Origin of the sequence: Streptomyces avermitilis MA-4680 = NBRC 14893 (assembly GCF_000009765.2) — a bacterium.
GTDB classification, from domain to species: domain Bacteria; phylum Actinomycetota; class Actinomycetes; order Streptomycetales; family Streptomycetaceae; genus Streptomyces; species Streptomyces avermitilis.
This window is the reverse complement of the sequence record NC_003155.5, coordinates 1531092-1552980: the sequence shown is the minus strand read 5'-3', so window position 1 is coordinate 1552980 and position 21889 is coordinate 1531092. Positions and strand designations below refer to the sequence as shown.

Annotated in this window: 18 protein-coding genes; 9 read left to right on the top strand and 9 right to left on the bottom strand. The window is 71.1% G+C overall.

The genetic code is table 11. The annotated features are described in order from the left end of the window. Positions 1-6: 6 nt before the first annotated feature. Positions 7-1554 (bottom strand): amino acid adenylation domain-containing protein, encoded by a 1548-nt coding sequence (locus tag SAVERM_RS06720; protein ID WP_010982688.1) that lies wholly within the window; start codon positions 1552-1554, stop codon positions 7-9. Further along, positions 1551-3494 carry a beta-ketoacyl synthase N-terminal-like domain-containing protein gene (locus SAVERM_RS06715; protein WP_037646084.1) on the bottom strand — a complete coding sequence of 648 codons (1944 nt, stop codon included), beginning with the start codon at positions 3492-3494 and terminating at the stop codon, positions 1551-1553. The genes SAVERM_RS06720 and SAVERM_RS06715 overlap by 4 nt, the downstream gene beginning before the upstream one ends. 863 nt (positions 3495-4357) lie before the next feature. On the opposite strand from SAVERM_RS06715, the gene SAVERM_RS06710 reads away from it, so the two are divergent. Beyond that, complete coding sequence (locus SAVERM_RS06710) at positions 4358-5410, top strand: GAF domain-containing protein (protein ID WP_010982686.1); 1053 nt, start codon at positions 4358-4360, stop codon at positions 5408-5410. A 97-nt stretch (positions 5411-5507) separates the two neighbouring features. Here SAVERM_RS06710 and SAVERM_RS06705 read toward each other — a convergent pair whose 3' ends face one another. Then, positions 5508-6293 (bottom strand): phosphodiesterase, encoded by a 786-nt coding sequence (locus SAVERM_RS06705; RefSeq protein WP_037646086.1) that lies wholly within the window; start codon positions 6291-6293, stop codon positions 5508-5510. A 104-nt stretch (positions 6294-6397) separates the two neighbouring features. After that, the gene (locus tag SAVERM_RS06700; RefSeq protein WP_037646087.1) at positions 6398-8017 is read right to left on the bottom strand and encodes an acyl-CoA synthetase; all 1620 of its coding nucleotides are present in this window, start codon (positions 8015-8017) and stop codon (positions 6398-6400) included. A gap of 186 nt (positions 8018-8203) precedes the next feature. On the opposite strand from SAVERM_RS06700, the gene SAVERM_RS06695 reads away from it, so the two are divergent. The 5 genes from SAVERM_RS06695 to SAVERM_RS06675 all read left to right on the top strand — a co-directional run bounded on the left by SAVERM_RS06695 (position 8204) and on the right by SAVERM_RS06675 (position 12513). Further along, the gene (locus tag SAVERM_RS06695) at positions 8204-9004 is read left to right on the top strand and encodes a crotonase/enoyl-CoA hydratase family protein (protein WP_037646088.1); all 801 of its coding nucleotides are present in this window, start codon (positions 8204-8206) and stop codon (positions 9002-9004) included. Positions 9005-9027: 23 nt separating this feature from the next. Continuing rightward, positions 9028-9978: a Zn-ribbon domain-containing OB-fold protein gene (locus SAVERM_RS06690; protein ID WP_037646089.1), complete on the top strand. Its 951-nt coding sequence runs from the start codon at positions 9028-9030 to the stop codon at positions 9976-9978. Beyond that, a complete protein-coding gene (locus tag SAVERM_RS06685) occupies positions 9975-11024 on the top strand; it encodes a thiolase domain-containing protein (RefSeq protein ID WP_010982681.1) in 1050 nt (349 codons plus the stop codon). Before SAVERM_RS06690 ends, SAVERM_RS06685 begins: the two co-directional genes overlap by 4 nt. Beyond that, on the top strand, positions 11021-12187 hold the full coding sequence (locus SAVERM_RS06680) for a thiolase domain-containing protein (protein ID WP_010982680.1): 1167 nt from the start codon (positions 11021-11023) through the stop codon (positions 12185-12187). The genes SAVERM_RS06685 and SAVERM_RS06680 overlap by 4 nt, the downstream gene beginning before the upstream one ends. Before the next feature lie 83 nt (positions 12188-12270). Beyond that, complete coding sequence (locus tag SAVERM_RS06675) at positions 12271-12513, top strand: DUF397 domain-containing protein (RefSeq protein WP_010982679.1); 243 nt, start codon at positions 12271-12273, stop codon at positions 12511-12513. Positions 12514-12696: 183 nt separating this feature from the next. On the opposite strand, the gene SAVERM_RS06670 is transcribed toward SAVERM_RS06675, so the two are convergent. Continuing rightward, positions 12697-12957 carry a hypothetical protein gene (locus tag SAVERM_RS06670; protein WP_010982678.1) on the bottom strand — a complete coding sequence of 87 codons (261 nt, stop codon included), beginning with the start codon at positions 12955-12957 and terminating at the stop codon, positions 12697-12699. Between the two features lie 32 nt (positions 12958-12989). Between SAVERM_RS06670 and SAVERM_RS42695 the strand changes: the two genes are divergently transcribed. Next, positions 12990-13145: a hypothetical protein gene (locus SAVERM_RS42695; RefSeq protein ID WP_154696722.1), complete on the top strand. Its 156-nt coding sequence runs from the start codon at positions 12990-12992 to the stop codon at positions 13143-13145. Positions 13146-13240: 95 nt separating this feature from the next. Then, positions 13241-13738 carry a hypothetical protein gene (locus tag SAVERM_RS06665; RefSeq protein WP_010982677.1) on the top strand — a complete coding sequence of 166 codons (498 nt, stop codon included), beginning with the start codon at positions 13241-13243 and terminating at the stop codon, positions 13736-13738. 62 nt (positions 13739-13800) lie between these two features. Here the strand turns inward: SAVERM_RS06665 and SAVERM_RS06660 are convergent, their stop codons facing one another. Beyond that, the gene (locus tag SAVERM_RS06660; RefSeq protein ID WP_010982676.1) at positions 13801-15780 is read right to left on the bottom strand and encodes an N-acetylmuramoyl-L-alanine amidase; all 1980 of its coding nucleotides are present in this window, start codon (positions 15778-15780) and stop codon (positions 13801-13803) included. A 284-nt stretch (positions 15781-16064) separates the two neighbouring features. Next, a complete protein-coding gene (locus tag SAVERM_RS06655; RefSeq protein ID WP_010982675.1) occupies positions 16065-17207 on the bottom strand; it encodes an aminoglycoside phosphotransferase family protein in 1143 nt (380 codons plus the stop codon). A 233-nt stretch (positions 17208-17440) separates the two neighbouring features. Here SAVERM_RS06655 and SAVERM_RS06650 point away from each other — a divergent pair, with 233 nt between their 5' ends. Further along, the gene (locus SAVERM_RS06650) at positions 17441-18937 is read left to right on the top strand and encodes a DNA-binding protein NsdB (RefSeq protein WP_010982674.1); all 1497 of its coding nucleotides are present in this window, start codon (positions 17441-17443) and stop codon (positions 18935-18937) included. Between the two features lie 121 nt (positions 18938-19058). Here SAVERM_RS06650 and SAVERM_RS06645 read toward each other — a convergent pair whose 3' ends face one another. Then, positions 19059-20528, bottom strand: a complete 1470-nt coding sequence (locus tag SAVERM_RS06645) for a PP2C family protein-serine/threonine phosphatase (RefSeq protein WP_010982673.1) — start codon at positions 20526-20528, stop codon at positions 19059-19061. 290 nt (positions 20529-20818) lie between these two features. After that, positions 20819-21850, bottom strand: coding sequence for a Gfo/Idh/MocA family protein (locus tag SAVERM_RS06640; RefSeq protein WP_010982672.1), 1032 nt, complete (start codon positions 21848-21850; stop codon positions 20819-20821). Positions 21851-21889: the final 39 nt, after the last annotated feature.

The following is a 21889-nucleotide window of genomic DNA, read 5'->3' as shown; positions in this document are numbered from 1 at the left end:
CGTGGGTCAGCGGGAGCGTCCCAGTTCGGCGAGCAGGGCCCGTCGGTCGATCTTCCCGTTGGGGTTGAGCGGCAGCTGGTCGAGGACGGCGATCCGGCGGGGCAGCATGTACGGCGGCAGCCGGTCGCCCAGTGCCGAGTAGAGCCGGTCGGGGACGCAGCCGGTGCCGCTGACCGCGGCCTCCAGCTCCGGCTCGCCGTCGGAGGCCGGCACCGCGAGGACGATCGCGTCCCGGACGCCGGGCTGCTGCCGCAGCATCGCCTCGATCTCGCCGAGTTCGATCCGGTGGCCGCGGATCTTGACCTGGTGGTCGGTCCGTCCGAGATGGACCAGGTGCCCGTCCCGCATGGCGACGCGGTCTCCGGTGCGGTACCAGTGGCGGTCGGTCAGTGGTTCCTCGGTGGCGGGGTGCTGAGCGGACGTCAGGAAGCGTCCCGCGTTGTTCGCCGGGTCCAGATAGCCGGGGAACCTCAGCGGGCCGCGTACGTACAGTTCGCCGCTGTCGCTCGGCCGGTCGTCCGCGTCGAGCAGCAGCAGATCCAGGAACGGGTAGCACGTGCCGATCGGAGCCGTGCCGTTGGGCGTCTTCGGCCAGTCCGCAAGATCGTCGGGGAACCGGTACGCGGTGCACGAGATGGTGAGTTCCGTCGGCCCGTAGAGGACTTCGAGGCGGCTGTCCGGCGCGGCCGCCCGCCACTCCCGGGCCGCCGCCAGGGTCAGCGGCTCGCCGCCGAAGATGCTCCACCGCAGTGTCGGCAGGCTGCCCGGCTCGAGCGTGCCGAGGCGCGAGGCGAAGGAGATCAGCGACGGCACGGAGAACCAGTGCGTCAGCCGCAGGCTGTTGATCGTCTTCACCGGTGACAGCAGCTGGCTGCGCATCGGCACCACGAGCGTTCCCCCGCCCGCCCAGGCGACGAACAGGTCGTGCACGGAGCCGTCGAAGGTCAGCTCGAAGGACTGGGAGAGGCGGCTGCCGGGCTCGATGTCGTAGCGCGGGGCAACCTGACCGAGATAGGCGCAGATGTTGCGGTGCAGGATCGGTACGCCCTTGGGCGCGCCGGTCGAACCGGACGTGAAGATGATGTACGCGATGTCGTCAGGACCGGTCCGCGCGTCCGGCAGTTCGGGCACCGGCTCGTCCACGAGGGCCGCGAGGGCCGCCAGTTCCTCGGGGCCCGCCACGAGGACGGGCACGCCGAGGTCCGCGCCGGCCGCCGGGGCGTCGGCCAGCACCAGCTCGAGCCCCGCCGCTTCGACGATGTCGCGGGTGCGCGCGGACGGGTGCTCGGGGTTGAGCGGCACGACGGTCGCACCGGCCCGCAGCACGGCGAGATAACCGGCGTACGCGGTCACCGAACGGCTCGCCAGCAGGCCGACCCGGCGCGGCGGGGTGCCGCCGGCCGCCGCGACCAGACGGCCGGCGAGCCGCTCCGCCAGGTCACGCAGCGCACCGTAGGAGAGCCGGTCGTCGCCGATCTCCAGCGCGGTGCACTCGTCGCCGTACGCGGCCGCCGAGCGGGCGAACCAGGCGTACAGGTTCTGCGGATCGCTCATCGGGCCGCTGCCTCCAGGGACCGCGTCCACCGGCGGAGTTCGCCGACGGTGCGCAGCCGGCCGAACTCCTCCGGGTCGACGTCCTGGCTGGACCGCTTGGTCAGTTCGACGACGATCCGCAGTTTCGCCAGGGAGTCGATCCCGATCTCGGTGAGCGTGGAGCCGTCGTCGAAGCCGGTGCGGGCGTGCTCGCGCAGGACCCAGGACGCCAGATCGCCGCCGTCCTGCGCGTGCTCCTCGCCGGGCCAGTAGCGCTTGGTCTGCCAGGGGTAGTGGGGCAGCGGCACGAAGCGGCCGGAGCGCCCGAACACCTTCCCCCAGTCCACGTCCTCGCCCCTGCGGTAGCGCTCGGCGACGGCCGACAGCGGCCTGCCGCCCAGCCCCGGCGATCCGGTGAGCGCCGCCGCGATCTCCGCGTGCGTCGAACCGATGACGGCCAGCCGGTGCTCATGGTGCTGACGCCGGGTGGCCGCGCTGAAGCAGATGTCGCGCAGCGCGTACGCGGTGCCCGCGCCGTCCGGGCCCAGATGGTCGGCGTACGACCGGGCCAGCGCCTCCAGGGCCGCGGCGCTGCGCGCGGAGAGCGCGAGGACGTACGGCTTGGCCCGGCCCGGCGGCGCGGACGCGGACCAGGCGGGGTCGGCCTGCCGGATCACCACATGGGCGTTGAGGGCCGAGGAGCCCTGCCCGCAGACCCCGGCGACGGCCGGCCGGTCCAGCTCGGGGAGGTCGAGCAGTTTGCCCGGTACCACCAGCGGCAGTTCGTCCCAGGCGACCTGGGGGTTCGGGGTGTCGAGGTGGAGGCTGGCCGGGATCTGGCCGTGCTCCAGGCAGAGCACCGTCTTGATCAGTCCGGCCAGTCCGCCTGCTGCCTCCGCGTGCCCGATGTTCGTCTTGACCGAGCCGACGAGCAGCGGCCGGTCGGCGGGCCGGCCCTCGCCCAGCACCCTGCCCAGGGCGCCCAGTTCCAGCGGGTCGAGGGCGGGCGATCCGGAGCCGTGCGCCTCGACGTAGTCGACATCGGCGGGGTTCACCCCCGCGTCCTCGTACGCCCATCGCAGCACCTCGAGCTGGCCGGTCAGCGACGGATTGAGGACGGTGTCGCTGGTACGGCCGTCGTTGCCGACGGCGCTGCCCTGGATGACGGCGCGTATGCGGTCGCCGTCGGCCAGGGCGTCCGCCAGGCGCTTCAGTACGACGACGGCCACCGCGTCACTGGGGGCGTGCCCGTCGGCGTGCGCGTCGCCGAACTTGCTTCGGCCGTCGGCAGCCATGGCGTCGGCCTGCGTCATCACGAGGCCCTCGTCCGGGCGGAGCGTGATGTTCACCCCGGCGGCCAGCGCCAGGGGACTCTCTCCGGCGCGCAGGCTCTGTACGGCCTGGTGCACGGCCACCAGCGAGGAGGAGCAGGCCGTGTCCACGACGATGCTGGGTCCGCGGAAGTCGAAGAAGTGCGACAGGCGGGCCGGCAACAGCGACCGGAAGTTGTTCAGCTGGGAGGCCGTGGCCGCCTCCGGGCCCTGCCGCAGGGCGAGTTCCAGGTAGTCCGCGCGGGCATTGCCGACGAACACGCCGGTCCGGGTGCCCGCCAGCAGGTCGGGCCGCCGGCCCGCGTCCTCCAGGGCCTCCCAGGCGGTCATCAGCAACAGCCGCTGCTGCGGGTCGAGTTCCACCGCCTCGTTGGCGGACATCCCGAAGAACTCGGCATCGAAATCCGCGACTTGGCCGACATAGCCCGCTCTGCGGCTGGCGATGCCTCCCGGTCCGGGGGCGACGGAGTGCAGGGCGTCCACGTCGTAACGTTCAGGAGGGGTCTCGCTGGTGGCGTCCACGCCGTCCCGCAGCAGGGCCCACAGTTCGTCGGTCCCCGACGCGCCGGGGAGCCGGCAGGCCATGCCGATCACAGCCACCGACCGTGCGTCCACGTCCGACCTGTTCATGAGCAATCCCTTTCGATCCTTCGCCACTGTCCGTACGCGATGGCGCAGTTGACCTTGCCGCATGGCTCCCGGGCGGGGACATGTGGCCCCACGGCATTCCTGGGAGCGGCGCCTGTGGACGGCTCCCCTGCCGTCTCTCGCGCCGCGATGCCGCCAGGACCCCCGTTTCCGGGCGGGATGAGGATGGGTTACGAAGTGGTTCGAGCCCCGGACGTCGTCGTACCGGGCTCCTCGCTCAGTCGGGCTCGGTGCCCCGAGCGGCCATCACCTCTGACCGGGCCGGCGAGTGGTCGCCTCGCACGGAGTCTCGGGCCGTCGGCGGCGGCGTGGATCGTGGCGTGAAATCGCGTATGGCGCTCTGACCGAAAAGGTCCTGCCGCACCCGCCCCCGGCGGGACGCCCGCGGCTCGAACCGCACCTGACCCACTCCGCTGTGCCCTCTCTCGCAGACGTATCGCCACAACTCGGTACGCACGGGCCCCGGCAGAGGGACGTATCACTTCCGCCCCGCCATCGCGTGTCCGAACTCAGGTTCGACCATTGGATGGCGTGACGGAATGAACGCGTCAGCGTCGAAAACCAGCCCACCGCACGATTGTCGTATGCAAAATCGTTTCCGCTCGATGGCCGCTCAAGGAATGGCGGGAAGTGATCGTCGAAGGTTGAAACCTTGAAGTATGTGGACAGTCTTTGAGGTTGGGTAACTGCGAGGGGCCGGTGGGGCGGCACGGTCACGCGAGCATCAGCGGACCTTTCGAGTCAAGTCCCGGCGGGGTCAAGTGCGTTGAGTGTGAGGCACCTGATGCGGAAAATACGGGGAGGGGTGATCCACGGAAGCCGGGATTCTGATTTCATCTGATCCCATGGACCCCCTCTCATCTTCCGATCCGGCCCGGCTCGCGAGCGAGCAGCGCAGGCTGCGACTGCAGGTTCTCGGCCTCAATACCGTCGAGGCGGAGGCCACGTTCGACCGCATCGCGCGACTCGCGGCCAGCTTCACCCAGTCTCCGTTGGCCATGGTCAACTTCATCAACGACGAACGGCAGATGTTCCGCGGCATGTACGTGCCGTCCGGTTCGCCCGACGACAAGGTGAGCCCGGAGAGCGGAGGCATCGCCTTCGATCTGAGCAACCTCTCCCGGGAAGCGCCCGGCGACTACGGATTCTGCCCCCATGTGGTGGCCCAGGGTTCCCAACTGGCTCTGGACGACGTCTTCGACTACCCGCGCTTCAAGGGCAACCCGCTGGTGAACGACCTGGGCGTGCGTTCCTACCTCGGCACCCCGCTGCGGGACAACACAGGCATGATCCTCGGCACCGTGTGCGTCGCCGACATGAAGCCCCGCACCTGGGACCGCGGTCTTCGCGAGGGCATGCAGGAGCTCACCGAGACCCTGCTGTCCGACTTCAAGCTGCGTGACAGCCTGCTCGCCCAGCAGCAGGAGCTGTTCGCCGTCTTCGACGGTGCGCCGTTCCCGATCATGCTCACCGAGGGCCCCGACCATCTGCTGCGCTACGCCAATGGCAAGCAGGGCTCGGCCTTCGGCCTGGTCCCGCAGTTCAGCCCCGGGCGGCACGTCCTGCCCGGCCTCGAGGCGATAGGCGTCTTCGGCGCGATGGACGACGCCTTCCACACGGGACAGGCGGCCACGCTGGCCCGGGCGTCGATCCAGACGTACGACTCCCACACCCTCCAGGACTTCAACTTCCTGTGCACACCGGTGCGCACGTCCCCGGCCGCCCCGATCAGCGGTGTGCTCACGGTGGCCATGAACACCACCGGGCAGGACTTCGCGGGATCCGAGCAGCGGGCCTTCGCGGCCAATGTCCAGGAGCGGTTCGAGCGGCTGGGCGCGGGTGGCCTGCCGGGAGGGATGCCCGGGCAGCGCGCGGAGAGCGCCGGGTACCGCGGCTGAATGCCGCCCTCCCACACGGCTCGTCGAGGTCGCGGCCGTGGGCTCGGGTGATGCGGTCCCCGAGCCCCGACGCGTACCGACACCGGCCCGCACCCGGTCAGTACCCCCCGATGAGCCCGCCCGCGTGGCTGACCTGAGCGGTGTGTGTCACGCACCCCGTGCCGGTGAGGTGGTGCAGCAGGAACGCCGTCGGTTCGTCGACGTATCCCACCGGTCCGCCGACGCGCAGGTTCAGATTGCTCTGCAAGTAGGTGCTGGGCGCGGTGACCATCGTGCTGCCCGCGAACTCCCCGGTGACCGCCCGGTGCACATGGCCCGCCAGTACGCGTACGACCTGCGGATGCCGTCCGATCACTTCGCCGAACGCGTCGGCGTCCGCCAGGTTCATGCCGTCCAGGTACGGGATGCCGATGTCGACCGGCGGATGGTGCAGACACACGAAGGCGGGCACCTCCGGGCGCCTGGACAGGAGCTCCTCCAGCCGGTCGAGCTGCTCGTCGCCGAGCCGGCCCGAGGGAGCCCCGGGGACCGTGGAGCTCAGGACCACCACGGTGGCGTTCGGATACTCCACGGCGTACGGGAACGCACGGGCGCCGCCCGTATGAGGGCCGCCGCCGAAGGCTTCCAGCAGGGTGCCGGGATCGTCGTGGTTGCCCGGCACGAGGTGCACCGGGAGCGGGAAGCGCGCGATGACCTCGCGCAGCACCTCGTACTCCTCGGCCTCGCCCCGGTCGACCAGATCACCGGTGACGACCACGCAGGCGGGTCGCGGGTCGAGGGCCAGGACGCAGCGCAGGGCCCGGGAGAAGGCGGCGACTCGGTCCACGGCGAGCAGCCCGGTCGTCAGATGCGGATCGCTGAGATGTGCCACGGAGAAGGCCATGCCCGTACGCTCTCCGCCGCGTCGGCACGGGGCAACCGGTCCAGCCGTGGGCGAACAACGCCGACCCGCGAGCGGGGAGGGGGCGGGCCGCCGGGCCTTTGCCGTCAGCGGTCGGCCTCCGCCGCCACCGACCGTGCCCAGCGGTAGTCCGCCTTGCCGCTCGGCGAGCGTTGGATGGTGCTAGTGATGACCAGTTGCCGGGGGATCTTGTAGCCCGCCAGACGGGTGCGGCAGTGGGTCTGGATCTCCTCCAGGGACGGCCGTCCCGCGCCCTCGCGCAGCTGCACCACCGCCGCGACATGACTGCCCCACGTGGTGTCCGGCACCCCGGCCACCAGGACGTCGTACACGTCCGGATGCGACTTGAGCGCCTGCTCGACCTCCTCCGGATACACCTTCTCCCCACCCGTGTTGATGCACTGGGAGCCACGGCCGAGGACGGTGACGACGCCCGCCTCGTCGACGGTCGCCATGTCGCCGAGCAGCACCCACCGCTCGTCACCCTTGCGGAAGAACGTCTCGGCGGTCTTCTTCGGGTCGTTGTAGTAGCCGAGGGGCACATGGCCGCGCTGTGCGATGCGGCCGGGCTCGCCCACCGCGACGGGCTCGTGCGTGGCCGGATCCACCACCTGGGTACGGGAGTTGACCCGGATCCGGAAGCCGCGGTCCGGGCCCGAGTCAGGGGTCGCCGTGCCGTTGAAGCCGGATTCCGACGAGCCGAAGTTGTTCAGCAGCATCACGTTCGGCACGAGCGCCTGGAACTGGGCGCGCACGGTCTCCGACATGATCGCCCCGGACGACGACACACTGAACATGGAGGAGCAGTCGGTCCCCTTCATGGGCCCGCTCAGCGCGTCGATCAGCGGCCGCAGCATGGCGTCGCCGACCAGCGACATGCTGGTGACCCGCTCCTTCTCTATCGTCCGCAGGACTTCCTCCGGCACGAACTTGCGGTGGATGACGACCCGCTGGCCGAAGTTGAAGCCGATGAAGGCCGTCAGCGTCGAGGTGCCGTGCATCAGCGGGGGAGCGGGGAAGAAGGTGATGCCCTCCCCGCCCGCCGCCACCCGCTCGGCCAGTTCCTCAGGCGTCTTCACCGGCTCGCCCGTCGGAGCGCCCCCGCCCAGACCCGAGAAGAACAGATCCTCCTGCCGCCACATCACCCCCTTGGGCATCCCGGTCGTCCCGCCGGTGTAGATGATGAACTGGTCGTCCGCCGAGCGGGCCGGGAACCCGCGCCCTGGAGACCCGGCCGCCTCGGCGTCGGCGAACTCCACCACGGGCAGCGGACCGGCGCCGGATGTCGGGGTCCCCACCCGCACCAGGTGCCGCAGCTTCTCCGTCTGCGGCAGCGCCGCCGCCACCCGCTCGGTGAACTCCGCGTCGAAGACCAGCGCCACCAGATCCGCGTCCCGGTAGAGGTAGACCAACTCCTCCTCTACATAGCGGTAGTTGACGTTGACCGGGACGATCCGGGCCTTCAGGCAGCCGAGGACCGTCTGCAGGTACTCGACGCCGTTGTAGAGGTGGAGCCCGAGGTGCTCGCCGGGGCGAATCCCGCTGTCGATCAGATGGTGCGCGACGCGGTTGGCCGCCGCGTCCAGCTCCGCGTAGCCGAGACGGCGCTCCGCGCCCGTGCCGGGGTGGTCGAGGTACACGAGGGCCTCGCGGTCGGGGACCACGTCGACGACCGACTCGAACAGGTCGGCAAGGTTGTACTCCACCGCTCCTCCTGACCCCGGGCACGCCTGGCATCCATCGGCTCGACGGTCATCAGAGCAAAGGCCGACGCAACTGGGAAGGGCCCCGGGACAAGAAATCTGACTGTCTGTCAGAAAACTCTTGTACTGGTCCCGCACCTACTGCAACCTGTTCTCGTTCCAGAGAGCCTGTCTGACGGGAGGACGGCAATGGGTGGGACGGAACACCTCACCGTGCGGCGCGAGGGCGCCACACTGGTGCTCACGCTCAACAGGCCCGAGGCCAGGAACGCGCTCTCGCTGCCGATGCTGGTCGGCCTGTACGACGGCTGGGTCGAGGCCGACGAGGACGACGCGGTCCGCTCGGTCGTGCTCACCGGCGCGGGCGGTGCCTTCTGCGCCGGGATGGACCTCAAGGCCCTGGCCGGCCAGGGGATGGAAGGGCAGCAGTACCGGGACCGGCTCCAGGCCGACCCCGATCTGCACTGGAAGGCGATGCTGCGCCACCACCGTCCCCGCAAACCCGTGATCGCCGCCGTCGAGGGCCCCTGTGTCGCGGGCGGCACCGAGATCCTCCAGGGCACCGACATCCGGGTCGCCGGCGAGTCCGCGACCTTCGGGCTGTTCGAGGTCAGGAGGGGGCTGTTCCCGATCGGAGGCTCCACGGTCCGCCTCCAGCGCCAGATCCCGCGGACCCATGCCCTGGAGATGCTGCTGACCGGACGCCCGTACCCGGCGCGGGAGGCGGCCGGCATCGGGCTCGTCGGCCATGTCGTCCCCGACGGGACCGCCCTCGCCGCGGCCCTGGAGATCGCCGGGCGGATCAACGCCTGCGGACCGCTCGCCGTCGAGGCCGTCAAGGCCTCCGTGTACGAGACCGCGGAGATGACCGAGACCGACGGACTCGCGGCCGAGCTGAAGCGCGGCTGGCCGGTCTTCGACACCGCCGACGCCAAGGAAGGCGCCCGCGCCTTCGCCGAGAAGCGCCCGCCCGTGTACAGGCGCACCTGAGCCGACCCCCACGAGGAGTCCCCGTGCCCGAAGTCCTCAAAGCCCCCCTGGTCGTGGAGTTCCCCTTCACCCGCTCACTCGGCCCCGTCCAGAGCGCCTTCCTCACCGGTCTGCGCGAGCGCGTGCTCCTCGGCGTGAAGACCGGCGACGGGCGCACACTCGTCCCACCCGTCGAGTACGACCCCGTCACCGCCGAGGAGATCCACGACCTCGTCGAAGTCGCCCCCACCGGCACCGTCACCACCTGGGCCTGGAACCACGCCCCGCGCCGCGGCCAGCCCCTCGACACCCCCTTCGCCTGGGTCCTGGTCAGGCTCGACGGCGCCGACACGGCCCTCCTCCACGCCCTCGACGCCGCCGGCCCCGACGCCGTACACAGCGGCCTGCGCGTCCGCGTCCGCTGGGCCGCGCAACGCTCCGGAGCCATCACGGACATCGCCTGCTTCGAACCGTACGACTCCGGCGACGACGCGGCGGCCGAACCCACCGGCCACGACGGCCGGTTCGCCGACCCGGTGACCGGCATCGTCGCCCCGGCCCGTCTCGACTACGTCTACTCACCCGGCCGCGCGCAGTCCGCCCACCTCGACGCCCTCGCCGAACAGCGGACCGTCGGTGAACGCTGCCCCTCCTGCCGCAAGGTCTACGTCCCGCCCAGGGGGGCCTGCCCCACCTGCGGTGTCGCCACATCCGAAGCGGTCGAAGTGGGCCCGCGCGGCACGGTCACCACGTACTGCATCGTCAACATCAAAGCGAAGAACCTCGACATCGAAGTGCCGTACGTCTACGCGCACATCGCACTGGACGGCGCGGACCTCGCGCTGCACGGCCGCATCGGCGGCATCCCCTACGACCAGGTGCGCATGGGTCTGCGCGTCGAGCCGGTATGGACGGACGGCGGGCGTCACCCCGACCACTACCGGCCCACCGGCGAACCCGACGCGGACTACGAGACGTACAAGGAGCTGCTGTGACGCGCGAGATCGCCGTAGTCGCCTTCGGGCAGACCGACCACCGGCGCACCAGCGACGAGCTCTCCGAGGTGGAGATGCTCATCCCGGTCCTGCACGACGTCCTCGGCCAGGCCGGCCTGAAGACCGGCGACATCGGCTTCACCTGCTCGGGCTCCACGGACTACCTCGCGGGCCGCGCCTTCTCCTTCACCATGGCGCTCGACGGGGTGGGCGCCTGGCCGCCGATCTCCGAGTCACATGTGGAGATGGACGGGGCGTGGGCGCTGTACGAGGCGTGGACGAAGCTGCTGACCGGCGACGCCGACACCGCGCTCGTGTACGCGTACGGGAAGTCGTCACCCGGCTCTGTACGCGACGTCCTGACCCGGCAGCTCGACCCGTACTACGTGGCGCCGCTGTGGCCGGACTCCGTGGCCCTGGCCGCCCTTCAGGCGCAGGCGCTCATCGACGCGGGGCACGCCGACGAGCCCGCACTGGCCGGTGTCGCGGCCCGCAGCCGTGCGTCGGCCGCCACCAACTCCCATGCGCAGCTGAGCGGTTCGGTGCCGCAGGGGGACTATGTCGTACGTCCCCTGCGTACCGGCGACTGCCCGCCCGTCGGCGACGGAGCCGCCGCCGTCGTCCTCGCGGCGGGGGATCGGGCGCGCCGGCTGTGCGCGCGGCCCGCCTGGATCCGGGGCATCGACCACCGTATCGAGGCACACGCCCTCGGTGTCCGTGACCTGACCGACTCGCCCTCCACCCGCCTGGCCGCCGAGAAGGCGGGCGTCTTCGAACGCCCCGTCGACACCGCCGAGCTGTACGCGCCCTTCACCTCCCAGGAGGTGGTCCTGCGCAGGGCGCTGCGGCTCGACGACCGCGTGACCGTCAACCCGTCCGGGGGCGCACTGGCCGCCAACCCGATCATGGCGGCCGGACTGATCCGCATCGGCGAGGCCGCCGCCCGCATCCACCGCGGCGAGTCCGACCGCGCGCTCGCCCACGCGACCTCGGGTCCCTGCCTGCAACAGAACCTGGTCGCCCTACTCGAAGGAGACCCGCGATGAGCAAGGAGCCCGTGGCCGTCGTGGGCATCGGCCAGACCAGGCACGTGGCCGCCCGGCGGGACGTCTCGATCGCGGGCCTTGTCCGAGAGGCGGCCCAACGGGCCCTTTTGGACGCCGAGTTGACATGGGCCGACATCGACGCCGTGGTCATCGGCAAGGCGCCCGACTTCTTCGAGGGCGTCATGATGCCCGAGCTGTACCTCGCCGACGCGCTCGGCGCGGTGGGCAAGCCCATGCTGCGGGTGCACACGGCCGGCTCGGTCGGCGGCTCCACCGCCCTCGTCGCCACGAACCTGATCGCGGGCCGCGTCCACGGCACCGTCCTGACCCTGGCCTACGAGAAGCAGTCCGAGTCCAACGCCATGTGGGGCCTGTCCCTGCCGATCCCCTTCCAGCAGCCCCTGCTCGCCGGGGCGGGCGGCTTCTTCGCACCGCACGTACGCGCGTACATGCGGCGCAGCGGCGCCCCCGACACCGTGGGCTCCCTGGTCGCGTACAAGGACCGCCGCAACGCACTGAAGAATCCGTACGCGCACCTCCATGAACACGACATCACCCTGGAGAAGGTCCAGGCGTCCCCGATGCTGTGGGACCCGATCCGCTACTCGGAGACCTGCCCGTCCTCCGACGGCGCCTGCGCGATGATCCTCACCGACCGTGCGGGCGCGGCCCGTTCGCCGCGGCCGCCCGCGTGGCTGCACGGCGGCGCGATGCGCAGCGAGCCGACCCTCTTCGCCGGCAAGGACGCGGTCTCACCGCAGGCCGGCAAGGACTGCGCGGCCGACGTCTACCGGCAGGCGGGGATCACGGACCCGCGCCGGGAGATCGACGCCGTGGAGATGTACGTGCCGTTCTCCTGGTACGAGCCCATGTGGCTGGAGAACCTCGGCTTCGCCGACGAGGGCGAGGGCTGGAAGCTCACCGAGTCCGGGGTGACGGAACTCGACGGGGACCTGCCCGTCAACATGTCGGGCGGGGTCCTCTCCACCAATCCGATCGGCGCCTCCGGCATGATCCGCTTCGCGGAAGCAGCGCTTCAGGTGCGCGGCCAGGCCGGAGAACACCAGGTGGAAGGGGCTCGCAGGGTGCTCGGGCACGCGTACGGCGGCGGGTCGCAGTTCTTCTCGATGTGGCTGGTCGGGGCGGAGCCCCCGGTCTTGTGAGGCCCTCCCCCTCACGTGGCCTGTCCGCCGCCGTGACCGATCGCTAGGCTGGCGGCGGACGACGAACCGGGAGGAGTACGGACGTGGCCGAGAGCACCATCAAGGAGCATCCACTCGCGGGCTGGGACAAGCCGGAACTGGACCTCAGCAAGGCCGAGTGGCAATCCAGCAGCCGAGGACGGGGAGACGTCCAGATCGCCTTTGTCGAGGGGTTCATCGCCATGCGCAACAGCGGCCGCCCCGAGAGCCCCTCTCTGATCTTCACACCCGCGGAATGGGGCGCGTTCGTCTCGGGGGCCCGCGAAGGGGAGTTCGACCTGACGTGAGCGGAGGCCGGGCGGGCCGACGTCAGGCGCGTCGGTCCGCCGGCCCGCGCGCGTCGCCCTCGACCCCGCCCCGACCATCCGGCACGACGACCATGAGAGACCCGCGGACGATCTCGGCGGGCTCACCGCCCGGGGGCGGCCGAACCCCCGCTCGGCCCCCGGCCGGGGGCAGGATCCTGCCGATCACAGCAGGATTCTCCTGGCGCCCGGCTTCGACGACCCACGGCGATCGCCGAACTGTTCGCCCCGCATGGGAACTTGTCCGACGCCGGGAATCCGGACCGGCTCGGCGCGCTGTTCACCACCGATGCGATGCGATGCGGTCTGCGGCATCACCGGCTCGGGCAGCCGGCCCTGCGGCTTCGGGCAGCCGGCCCTGGAGCGCATCACCGCCGGCCGGGACGCGTCGCGCGCGCTCGGCCCGGCGACCCGGTCGCCCACCACCTCACGAACGTCGTGCCCACCGCGTCGGGCCGATGGCAGGTGCGTGCTCTGTCCAGGGCATCGGCAGCGACGCGGACGGCACCACCGGCGGCGCGACGGACGAGAAATCCGCCGTGCTCGGCGATCACGGCGGGCGGATCAGCCGCCGCAAGGTCATCTCCCGCAGGGCGCCGCCGGGCCGCCGGTGAGGGGCCCGACCTGCGAGGGGACCGGGGCCCGCCACGGCCTCCGGCGGCGGCCGCCCCCAGAGCCCGGTTCGCCGCCGGGCACGTACCATTGCGACATGTCCTTCCTCCGCCGCCGCAGCGCCACTCCCGCCGGTCCTGACTTCGACGTACTGGCCATGGACCCGGGCGACTGGCCGGGCAATCTCGGCGCGGGCCTGCTGCCCGCCCCCGACGGCAGCTGCCAGGGCGTCTTCCTGCGCTACGACCTGTTCGGCGGCCGCGGCCCCGCGATGATCATCGGCAATCTGCCGGAGGGCTCCCCGGCCCGCGACGTCGCCGAGTCGGAGGTCCCCTTCGAGGTGGCCCAGCTGCTGATCGCGCTGGAGAACGAGGAGGAGGTGACCGTCGTCGGGACCGAGGACATGCCGGTGATGCAGGGGGACAACCTCCTGATCGTCCGCCGCCTCAAGCTCTCCGAGGGCCGGATCTCCTGTGTGCAGTTCGACCGCAGCGACAAGGTCCTGGTGACCATCGCCGCCTGGGACCGCCCGATCACGGACGACCTGTACGCACTGCTGAAGCCCCTGCCCGCGGAGCTCTTCCAGCAGGGCTGAGCAGGCTCAGCACACGCGCGGGTGCCGGGGCCCGCAGGGCGGCCCCGGCACCCGAGTCCCTCCTACGACCTCGACGAAACGACCTGCACATCGGCCGCCCGCACGAACGCCACCCGGTGGCCGAACTGGATCTCGTAGTAGCGGTCCGTGCCGGTCACGACCTTGTGCGAGGGCGTGTCGAAGGTGACCGCGTAGTAGTACTCGCCCGGCACCTCGTCCCCGATCGCGTACTTCTGGCCCTCGAGCAGTTTGTACGGCAGCGGTGAGACCGACTGCGCGGGCACACCGGCCGGATAGGCCTCCTTCTCCGGGTAGGCGCGGCCGTACACGGGGATGTCCGTGAGTCCCGCCCTTGGCGTGACCACGAGCCCCGACGCGTTCACCGCCGTCGGCTGCTTCTTCGGGTTCTTGAACCAGGCCTTCTGGCCCAGGTACCAGATCGCCGTCCAGTCCCCCGCACGGTCGGCGACCGCGTACCGCTGCCCGGTGGAGACCCGCGAACCCACGTCGTTCACATCGATCGTCGAATCGTCGCCCTTGGGCCGCAGACCGATGTCCTTGATCAGGGGCGCGGTCTCGTCGGGGCCGCTGTACAGACGTACCTCGCTGGAGCCGTGGGACGCGCAGGGCAGGCCCGCGGTGACGCAGCCGGTGTAGACCGGCTGGTTGGCGGTGAAGTCCGGCAGGACCGTCACCAGCCCGCCGCCCCGGCCCGCCGTGGCGTGGAAGGGCCTGCCGAGCAGCCGGAAGTAGTGCCGCCAGTCCCAGTACGGGCCAGGGTCCGTGTGCATGCCCGGAATCGTCGCGGTGGTCGGGCCCGGCACGTTGTCGTGACCGAGGACGTGCTGCCGGTCCAGCGGAATGCCGTACTTCCTGGCCAGGTACTTCACCAGCCGCGCCGACGACCGGTACATCGCCTCCGTGTACCAGGCGTCCGGCGAGGCGAGGAAGCCCTCGTGCTCCAGACCGATCGACTTGGCGTTGATGTACCAGTTGCCCGCGTGCCAGGCCACGTCCTTCGCCTTCACATGCTGGGCGACGTGCCCGTCCGTGGAGCGCAGCGTGTAGTTCCACGACACATAGGTGGGGTCCTGGACGAGGTTGATGACACCGTCCCAGCGGCCTTCCGTGTCGTGGATGACGAGGTACCTGATGCTCTGCGAGGCCGGCCGGTCGCCCAGGTCGTGATTGCCGTAGTCGTTGTCGCCGAACTCTTCGTACGGTGCCGGAATCCACTCGCAGGCCAGGGACTTGGGGCATTCCGTGCCATCGGCGGAGACGGAACGCAGCCCGGCGCGCCCGAGCTGCGCGGTGTCGGGAGCCGACCCGGGCTCGGCGGCCAGCGTCACGCTCTGACCGGCGTCCGTGGTGCGCCGCGCACCCTCGCGGATCACGTCGTACACATCACGGGCGTACGCGGCCGCCGTGGCGGTGTCGTCCGCGCCCGAGAACACGGCCACCGCCCCGTACCAGTCGGCCGCGTCACCGCTGAGGGGCTCGCCGAGCTTCTTCTGCGCGGCGGCGAGCAGGGCGGCACCCCCCTCGATGTTGGCGGCGGCGTCCGTACGCAGCCGCTCGGCCGGGATCCCGGTCAGCTCGGCTGCCTTCGGCAACGTCTTGAGGCGGGCGGGGAGCTGGGAGTTCTCCGGCACCTCGGTGGTGGGCAGCAGGGCCGTACGCGCCTCGTCACCGCGGGCGTCCTCCGTGCCCGCGCTGTGGTGCGGGGCCCCGGCGATCGCGCTGCGGGCGTCCGTGAGATGCATCGGGCCGTAGCCGCCCGAGACGCTCGGCGCGCCGGCGTGCGTGTCCCAGCGGGACTGGAGGTAGGAGACACCGAGCAGCACGCTCTGCGGTACCTGGTGGTCGGCGGACGCCGTGGCGAACGCCCGCTGGAGCTCGGCGGAGGAGTCCGGGGCGGCGCCCGGGGACGGAGCCGCGCCGAGCAGCGGCAGCAGCAGCGCCGCCGAGGCGACGGCACCCGCCGCTCCGCGCGCGCGTCTGTGACCGACGGTGGACCGGGGGTCGGTGGCGGATCCTCGCAATGCAGCCTCCTGGGCAGATCGAGCGCGGTGGGGCGTGCGGGGGCCGAACGTGCGTCAGTGGTACCGGCTCACCGACGATCCGTCAATCATCTACAGGGGAAGGCGATTTCCCATGTCAGCCGAGGCGCGAGCGAGTTTCGAGGCGGTGGTGACCCGGCCTGCGGGGCGTCAGTGGAGTGGACCAATAACTCGTCCGGCGGACATTGCGTCCGACCCCGGACACGACGAAGGTCTGCCGGGGTGCGCCGCTTTTTCCCAAGGGGCACCGCGGGCCGTCATCCCCGTCAGCGAGTGCCGACTGCCGCTCGAACGGCCCGCCGGGCCATCTGACAGTCGTCGTGCAGCCGCCGCAGCAGCAGCCGCTGTTCCTCGCCGGACGGCGCAGCAGCCGGGTGGGCCTGGCCCGGTGCCGCCGGGGTCACGTCGTGCATCGAACGCTGCACGGCCGTCTCGTAGGTACGGATCTCTCGGGTCAGTACGAGCATCAGGTTCACCAGGAAGGCGTCGCGTGCCGCGGGCCCCGCGGACTGTGCGAGCTGACTGATCTGGCGCCGCGCCACCGGGGCGTCACCGAGGACCGCCCACAGCGTCGCCAGGTCGTACCCCGGCAGATACCAGCCCGCGTGCTCCCAGTCCACCAGCACTGGACCGGCCGGTGAGAGGAGGATGTTCGACAGGAGAGCGTCACCGTGGCAGAACTGGCCCATGCCCTGCCGGCCCGCCGAGTGGGCGATGCCGTGCATCAGCTTCTGCAGATCCCCCATGTCCCGGTCCGTGAGAAGACCCAGCTCATGGAAGCGGGAGATCCGCTCCGCGTAGTTCAGCGGGGCGTCGAACGTCCCCGCCGGCGGCCGCCACGCGTTCACCCGGCAGAGCGCGCCCAGGGCCGCCCGGATGTCGGCGCGGGGCGGGGCCTCCGCCGGATGCCGCTGGAGCGCGGCCACCCGGCCCGGCATCCGCTCGATCACCAGCGTGCAGTTGTCCGGGTCCGCCGCGATCAGCCGGGGCACCCGCACGGGCGGGCGGTGCCGGACGAACGAGCGGTATGCAGCTATTTCGTGCCGGATCCGCTCCGCCCAGATGGGGGAGTGGTCAAGTAAACACTTGGCGACGGCCGTGCTGCGCCCCGTCGTGCCGACGAGGAGTACGGAGCGCCCGCTGCGGCGCAGTACCTGCACCGGAGTGAACTCCGGACAGATCCGGTGCACCGACGCGATCGCCGTGCGCAGCTGGGCGCCCTGGGGGCCGGACAAGTCGATTCTCCCGCTGAGCGGTTGGGTGCCGAGCCCCGGAACGCGCCGCGACCGACCGGCACCGAGCAGGGGCGCCGCGGGTCGCGCGGGGTCGAGGTAGGGGCCGCTGCTGCCCGGCTGGCGGGGGTGGAGCGACCGGGGCGGTGCGGACACGGAGGACGATGCTGTGTACATGGGCGAGACAGATCCCTTCGTGTGCCTGCAAGTTGCCGCGCTGCCCGCCCCGGTTGCCGTGAGTCACCCTGGGGAGTGTCCCGGCGGCCACCGGGTCGGGGTGGCGCGTTCCTACCTGACACCTGAGGTCCACTGGCACACCATCTGGCGCACCCTGGCGAACCCTGGCGAATAGTCGCCCAGCATCTGACAGAGGGTTACTGTCAACTCAGCCGAGAACCTGGGGGCTTGACGTGAGCGGACAACCCAACACTCGTCTCTCGGACCTGTTCGGCCTGGCCGGCTGGTCCAAGGGCGAACTCGCGAGGCTGGTCAACCGGCAGGCGGCGGCCATGGGCCACCCCCAGCTGGCGACCGACACCTCTCGGGTGCGGCGGTGGATCGACACGGGAGAGATTCCGCGCGATCCGGTGCCGCGAGTGCTGGCGGCCCTGTTCACCGAGCGTCTCGGCCGTGTCGTGACCATCGAGGACCTCGGTCTGGCCCGGCACGGGCGTATGGGGAGACGGCAGAGCGACGGGAGTGTGGAACATCCCGACGGGATGCCGTGGGCGCCCGACCGTACGGCTGCGGTCCTCACCGAATTCACGGGAATGGACCTCATGCTCAACCGACGCGGCTTGGTGGGCGCGGGCGTCGCGCTCACCACAGGATCCGCACTCAGCAGCGCCATGCACGACTGGTTGCACACCGATCCGACCCTCGCGGCGGACGCTCCCGAACTCGACGATCCCCTGCACGCCGACCCTGCTGGGTTCGACCGCTACGAGGCTGCCCCCATCGGGTCGCAGGAGATCGAGGAACTGGAGCGTTCGGTCGAGGTGTTCCGGGCCTGGGACGCGGCCCGCGGTGGCGGGCTGCAGCGCAAGGCTGTGGTGGGACAGCTCAACGAAGTGGGAGGCATGCTCTCCTACCGGCACCCGGACCATCTTCAGCGGCGCCTGTGGGGCGTCGCCGCCAACCTGGCCGTTCTCGCGGGTTGGATGTCGCACGACGTCGGCCTGGAGCCCACGGCCCAGAAGTACTTCGTCATCGCCGCCCACGCGGCCCGTGAGGGAGGCGACCGGCCCCGTGCCGGGGAGGCGCTCTCCCGTGCCGCCCGTCAGATGGTGCACCTCGGCCGGCCCGGTGAGGCACTCGACCTGATGAAGCTCGCCAAGTCCGGCTCGGGTGACGAGGTACTGCCCCGCACCCAGGCCATGCTCTACACCATCGAGGCCTGGGCACAGGCGGCCATGGGCAAGGGGCAGGCCATGCGGCGCACCCTCGGCGAGGCGGAGGACCTGTTCGTCTCCGACCGGGGCGACGTGCCGCCGCCGAGCTGGATGCAGATGTTCGACGAGGCGGATCTGCACGGGATGCAGGCCCTGGCCTATCGCACCCTCGCCGAGCACGAGCCGGGAGCGGCGATCATGGCGCAGCGCCACGCCAAGGAGGCGCTGCACCTGAGGGAGTCGGGCCGGGACCGGTCGAAGATCTTCGACCACATCTCCCTCGCGTCCGCCTGCTTCATCGCCGACGATCCGGAACAGGCGGACCGGTACGCACGGCTGGCCCTGACGTCGATGGGGTCGAACTCCTCCCAGCGCACCTGGGACCGGCTGCGCGAGATGTACCGGCTCACCGCGGAGTACTCCAGCTACCCGAAGATCCAGGATCTGCGTGAGGAGATCAAACTCTCCCTCCCCAAGAACTCGTCGAAGTTCAGGGGCGGCAGCGCACGGGCGTGAGGGGCCCGCCGTCGACGTCCACCGTCACCGTCCACACCGTCCACCGTCGCGGTCCATCAGGGGTGGTCGCCGGGTTCGAGGCGTAGCGATGTGCCTCTGACCGGCAGGGTTTCCGGGTCCGTCAGGAGACGACCCTGGCGACGAGCACGCAGGCGTCGTCCTCGCGCTCCGTCTCGCCGAACTCTTCCACCACCGTCCGTACGCAGTGCTGGGCCGTGCGGACCCCGTCGAAGCGCGGGGCCAGGTCGAGCAGCCTTTGGACGGCCGCCGTTCCTCCCCCACTCTCGGCTTCGCTCGAGCGGGGGTCCGCCCATCGCCGCGGGACCAGCCCGTCGGTGTGCAGGAGCAGCAGGTCGCCCGCTTGGAGGGTCTCCTCGGCCTGCCCGTAGGCGGCACCCGAGGTCGCTCCGAGCAGCACGCCGTCCGGTGCTGCCAGCAGGCGCCCCGTCCCGTTGCGGAACAGCAGCGGGGCGGGGTGGCCTGCCTGTGCCCAGGTGAGTACGCGCGTCTCGGGTTGATAGCGGCAGCAGACGGCGCTGCCCAGGGCGGGCTGGACGGAGGCGTCGAGCAGTCCGTTGAGCCATTGCATGAGCTGACCCGGCTGGGTACCCGCCATGGCCAGGCCGCGCAGGGTGCCGAGCAGCATCGCCATGCCCGAGGTCACGGCGACCCCGTGCCCGGTGAGGTCGCCGACGCTCAACAGCATCTGGGTGTCGGGCAGTTCGAGCGCGTCGTACCAGTTGCCGCCGATCAGCGCGCTCGACGACGAGGGGAGATAGTGGGCGGCCAGGTCCAGCGTTTCGGGGCCCTGGTGCGGGAGCCGCAGGGAGGCGCGCCATGGCGGCAGTACGGACTCCTGTAGCTCGACGGCGAGCCGGTGCTCGGTCTGCGCGAGGTGCCGTTGGTGTTGCAGCGAGTCATGGGTCTCGCTCACCGTCCGCTGGCTGCGGTGCAGTTCGCTGACGTCCCGCAGCACGGCCCACATCGAGGCGGTGCTGCCGTGGGCGTCGAGGACGGGCTCGCCCATCATGTGCACGGTGCGCACGCCGCCGTCGGGGCGCACGATGCGGAACTCCCCGTCTATCGGCTTCGCGTCGATCAGGCAGTCGGTGACCATCGCCGTCAGCCTCGGCCGGTCCTCGTCGTGCACGAAGGACGGCAGTTCGTCGAGGGTGAGCGGGGGAGCGGCCGGATCACGGCCGAGGATCTGATACAGCTCGCCGGACCATGTCGCCTCGTCCGTCAGCAGGTTCCACTCGGCGGAGCCGACGCGGCTGAGCAGGGAGCCGCTCCGGGGGGCGGTGGGCACGGCTCGCTCGGCGGGGCCGGCGGTGGAGGGGGCGGCCGGCGCGGGCTGTGGTCCGTCCCGCAACTGCGCCAAGTGCGCGTCCAGATCGTTGAGTTGATGTACCGCCAGATCGCACAGTGCGCGCTGCCAGCGGCCTTGCGGGTCCGTGCCGTCCGCGGGCGCGTCACGTCGTACGGCGTCCACGTCGCCGCGCAGTCGCCGCGTCTGCGAGATGAGCGCGTCGACCGTGCCGCGCGGGGGCGGCTGGGCGGCGGGGCGATCCGCAGAGAGATGGGACGGCATGACGCGCTCCGAGGGGGGACGGTACGACCAAGGCTGGCGGAAGGACCGTTACGACTCTTGCACAGCCTGCGACGCCCTGTAAGGGATTCGGCAACACACGATACGGTGGTGCTTCTGGCATATGCCTACGTCCTCCCGTGGTGGGTTCATGGGATCAATGCCGGATCAGTGGCGCAGGGGTTCGTAGGGGTCAAGTCGTAGGTGACGTACGTGACTTGAGGGGTCGCCGAGGTGTGCCGCCCCGTTGCTCACGCGTGTGTTCGATGGTCAGGCGTGCGACGGCTTGAGCGTCAGCGGCTGATCGGGTTCTGGCCGTACAGATCCGGACGCGGGGCGAGTTCGACGGTCATCCGGTCGCCGGTGTCCTGTGCCCGCACCCCCGCCTCGGCGACGACGGAGGCCGCGTAGCCGTCCCAGGCGCTCGGCCCGGTGACCTGGCCCCGGCGGGTGGCGTCCACCCACTCCCGCACCTCGCGGTCGTACGCGTCCGCGAACCGTACGAGGTAGTCCTGGGCCACTTCCTGGTACGCGCCGCCCGCGCTGGTCACCACCATCGTGTGCGCGTCCCCGATCCGCACGCTCCCGGCCTCGCAGACCGCCTCGCAGCGCACCTGGTAGCCGAAGCCGGAGTTGACGAGGATCTCCACGTCCACCAGGGCGCCTCCGGCGGTCTCGAACAGCACGAACTGCGGATCCAGCAGACCTTCCGGGGCATGCGCGGACGGCCGCGGACGCAGCACGGTGACCGCGGTGAGTTCCTGGCCCAGCAGCCAGCGCGCCGCGTCGATCTCGTGCGACACGGAGCTGTTGATCAGCATGGCGGAGGTGAAGCCGGGCGGGGACGACACATTGCGGTGCGTGCAGTGCAGCATCAGCGGGCGGCCCAGCCTTCCGCTGTCCAGCAGCGACTTGAGCCCCATGTACTCGGCGTCGTACCGGCGCATGAACCCGACCTGGGCGAGCCGCCGCCCGAGCCGTGCCTCCGCCTCCACGATCCGTAGCGCGCCCGCCGAGTCCGGCACCATCGGCTTCTCGCAGAGCACCGGGAGCCCGCGTGCGAAGGCCGCGAGCAGCGCCTCCTCGTGCGCGGGTCCGGGTGAGGCGATCAGCACCGCCTCGACGCCCGGCGCGTCGAGAGCGGCCGCCACCTCGGTGTGCACCAAGACGCCGTCGAGGCCGGCCACGGCCTCCTCGGCCCGCTCCTTCGCCGGATCTGCCACGGCCGCGACCCTGGCCCCGCTCACCACGCTGTCGAGACGACGTATATGGTCGGCCCCCATGTGCCCCGCACCCAGTACCGCAACGCCGAGAAGCTGACTCACGTCCCGAACCTCCTTGTCCGTCACCTCTGTCGGCGTAGC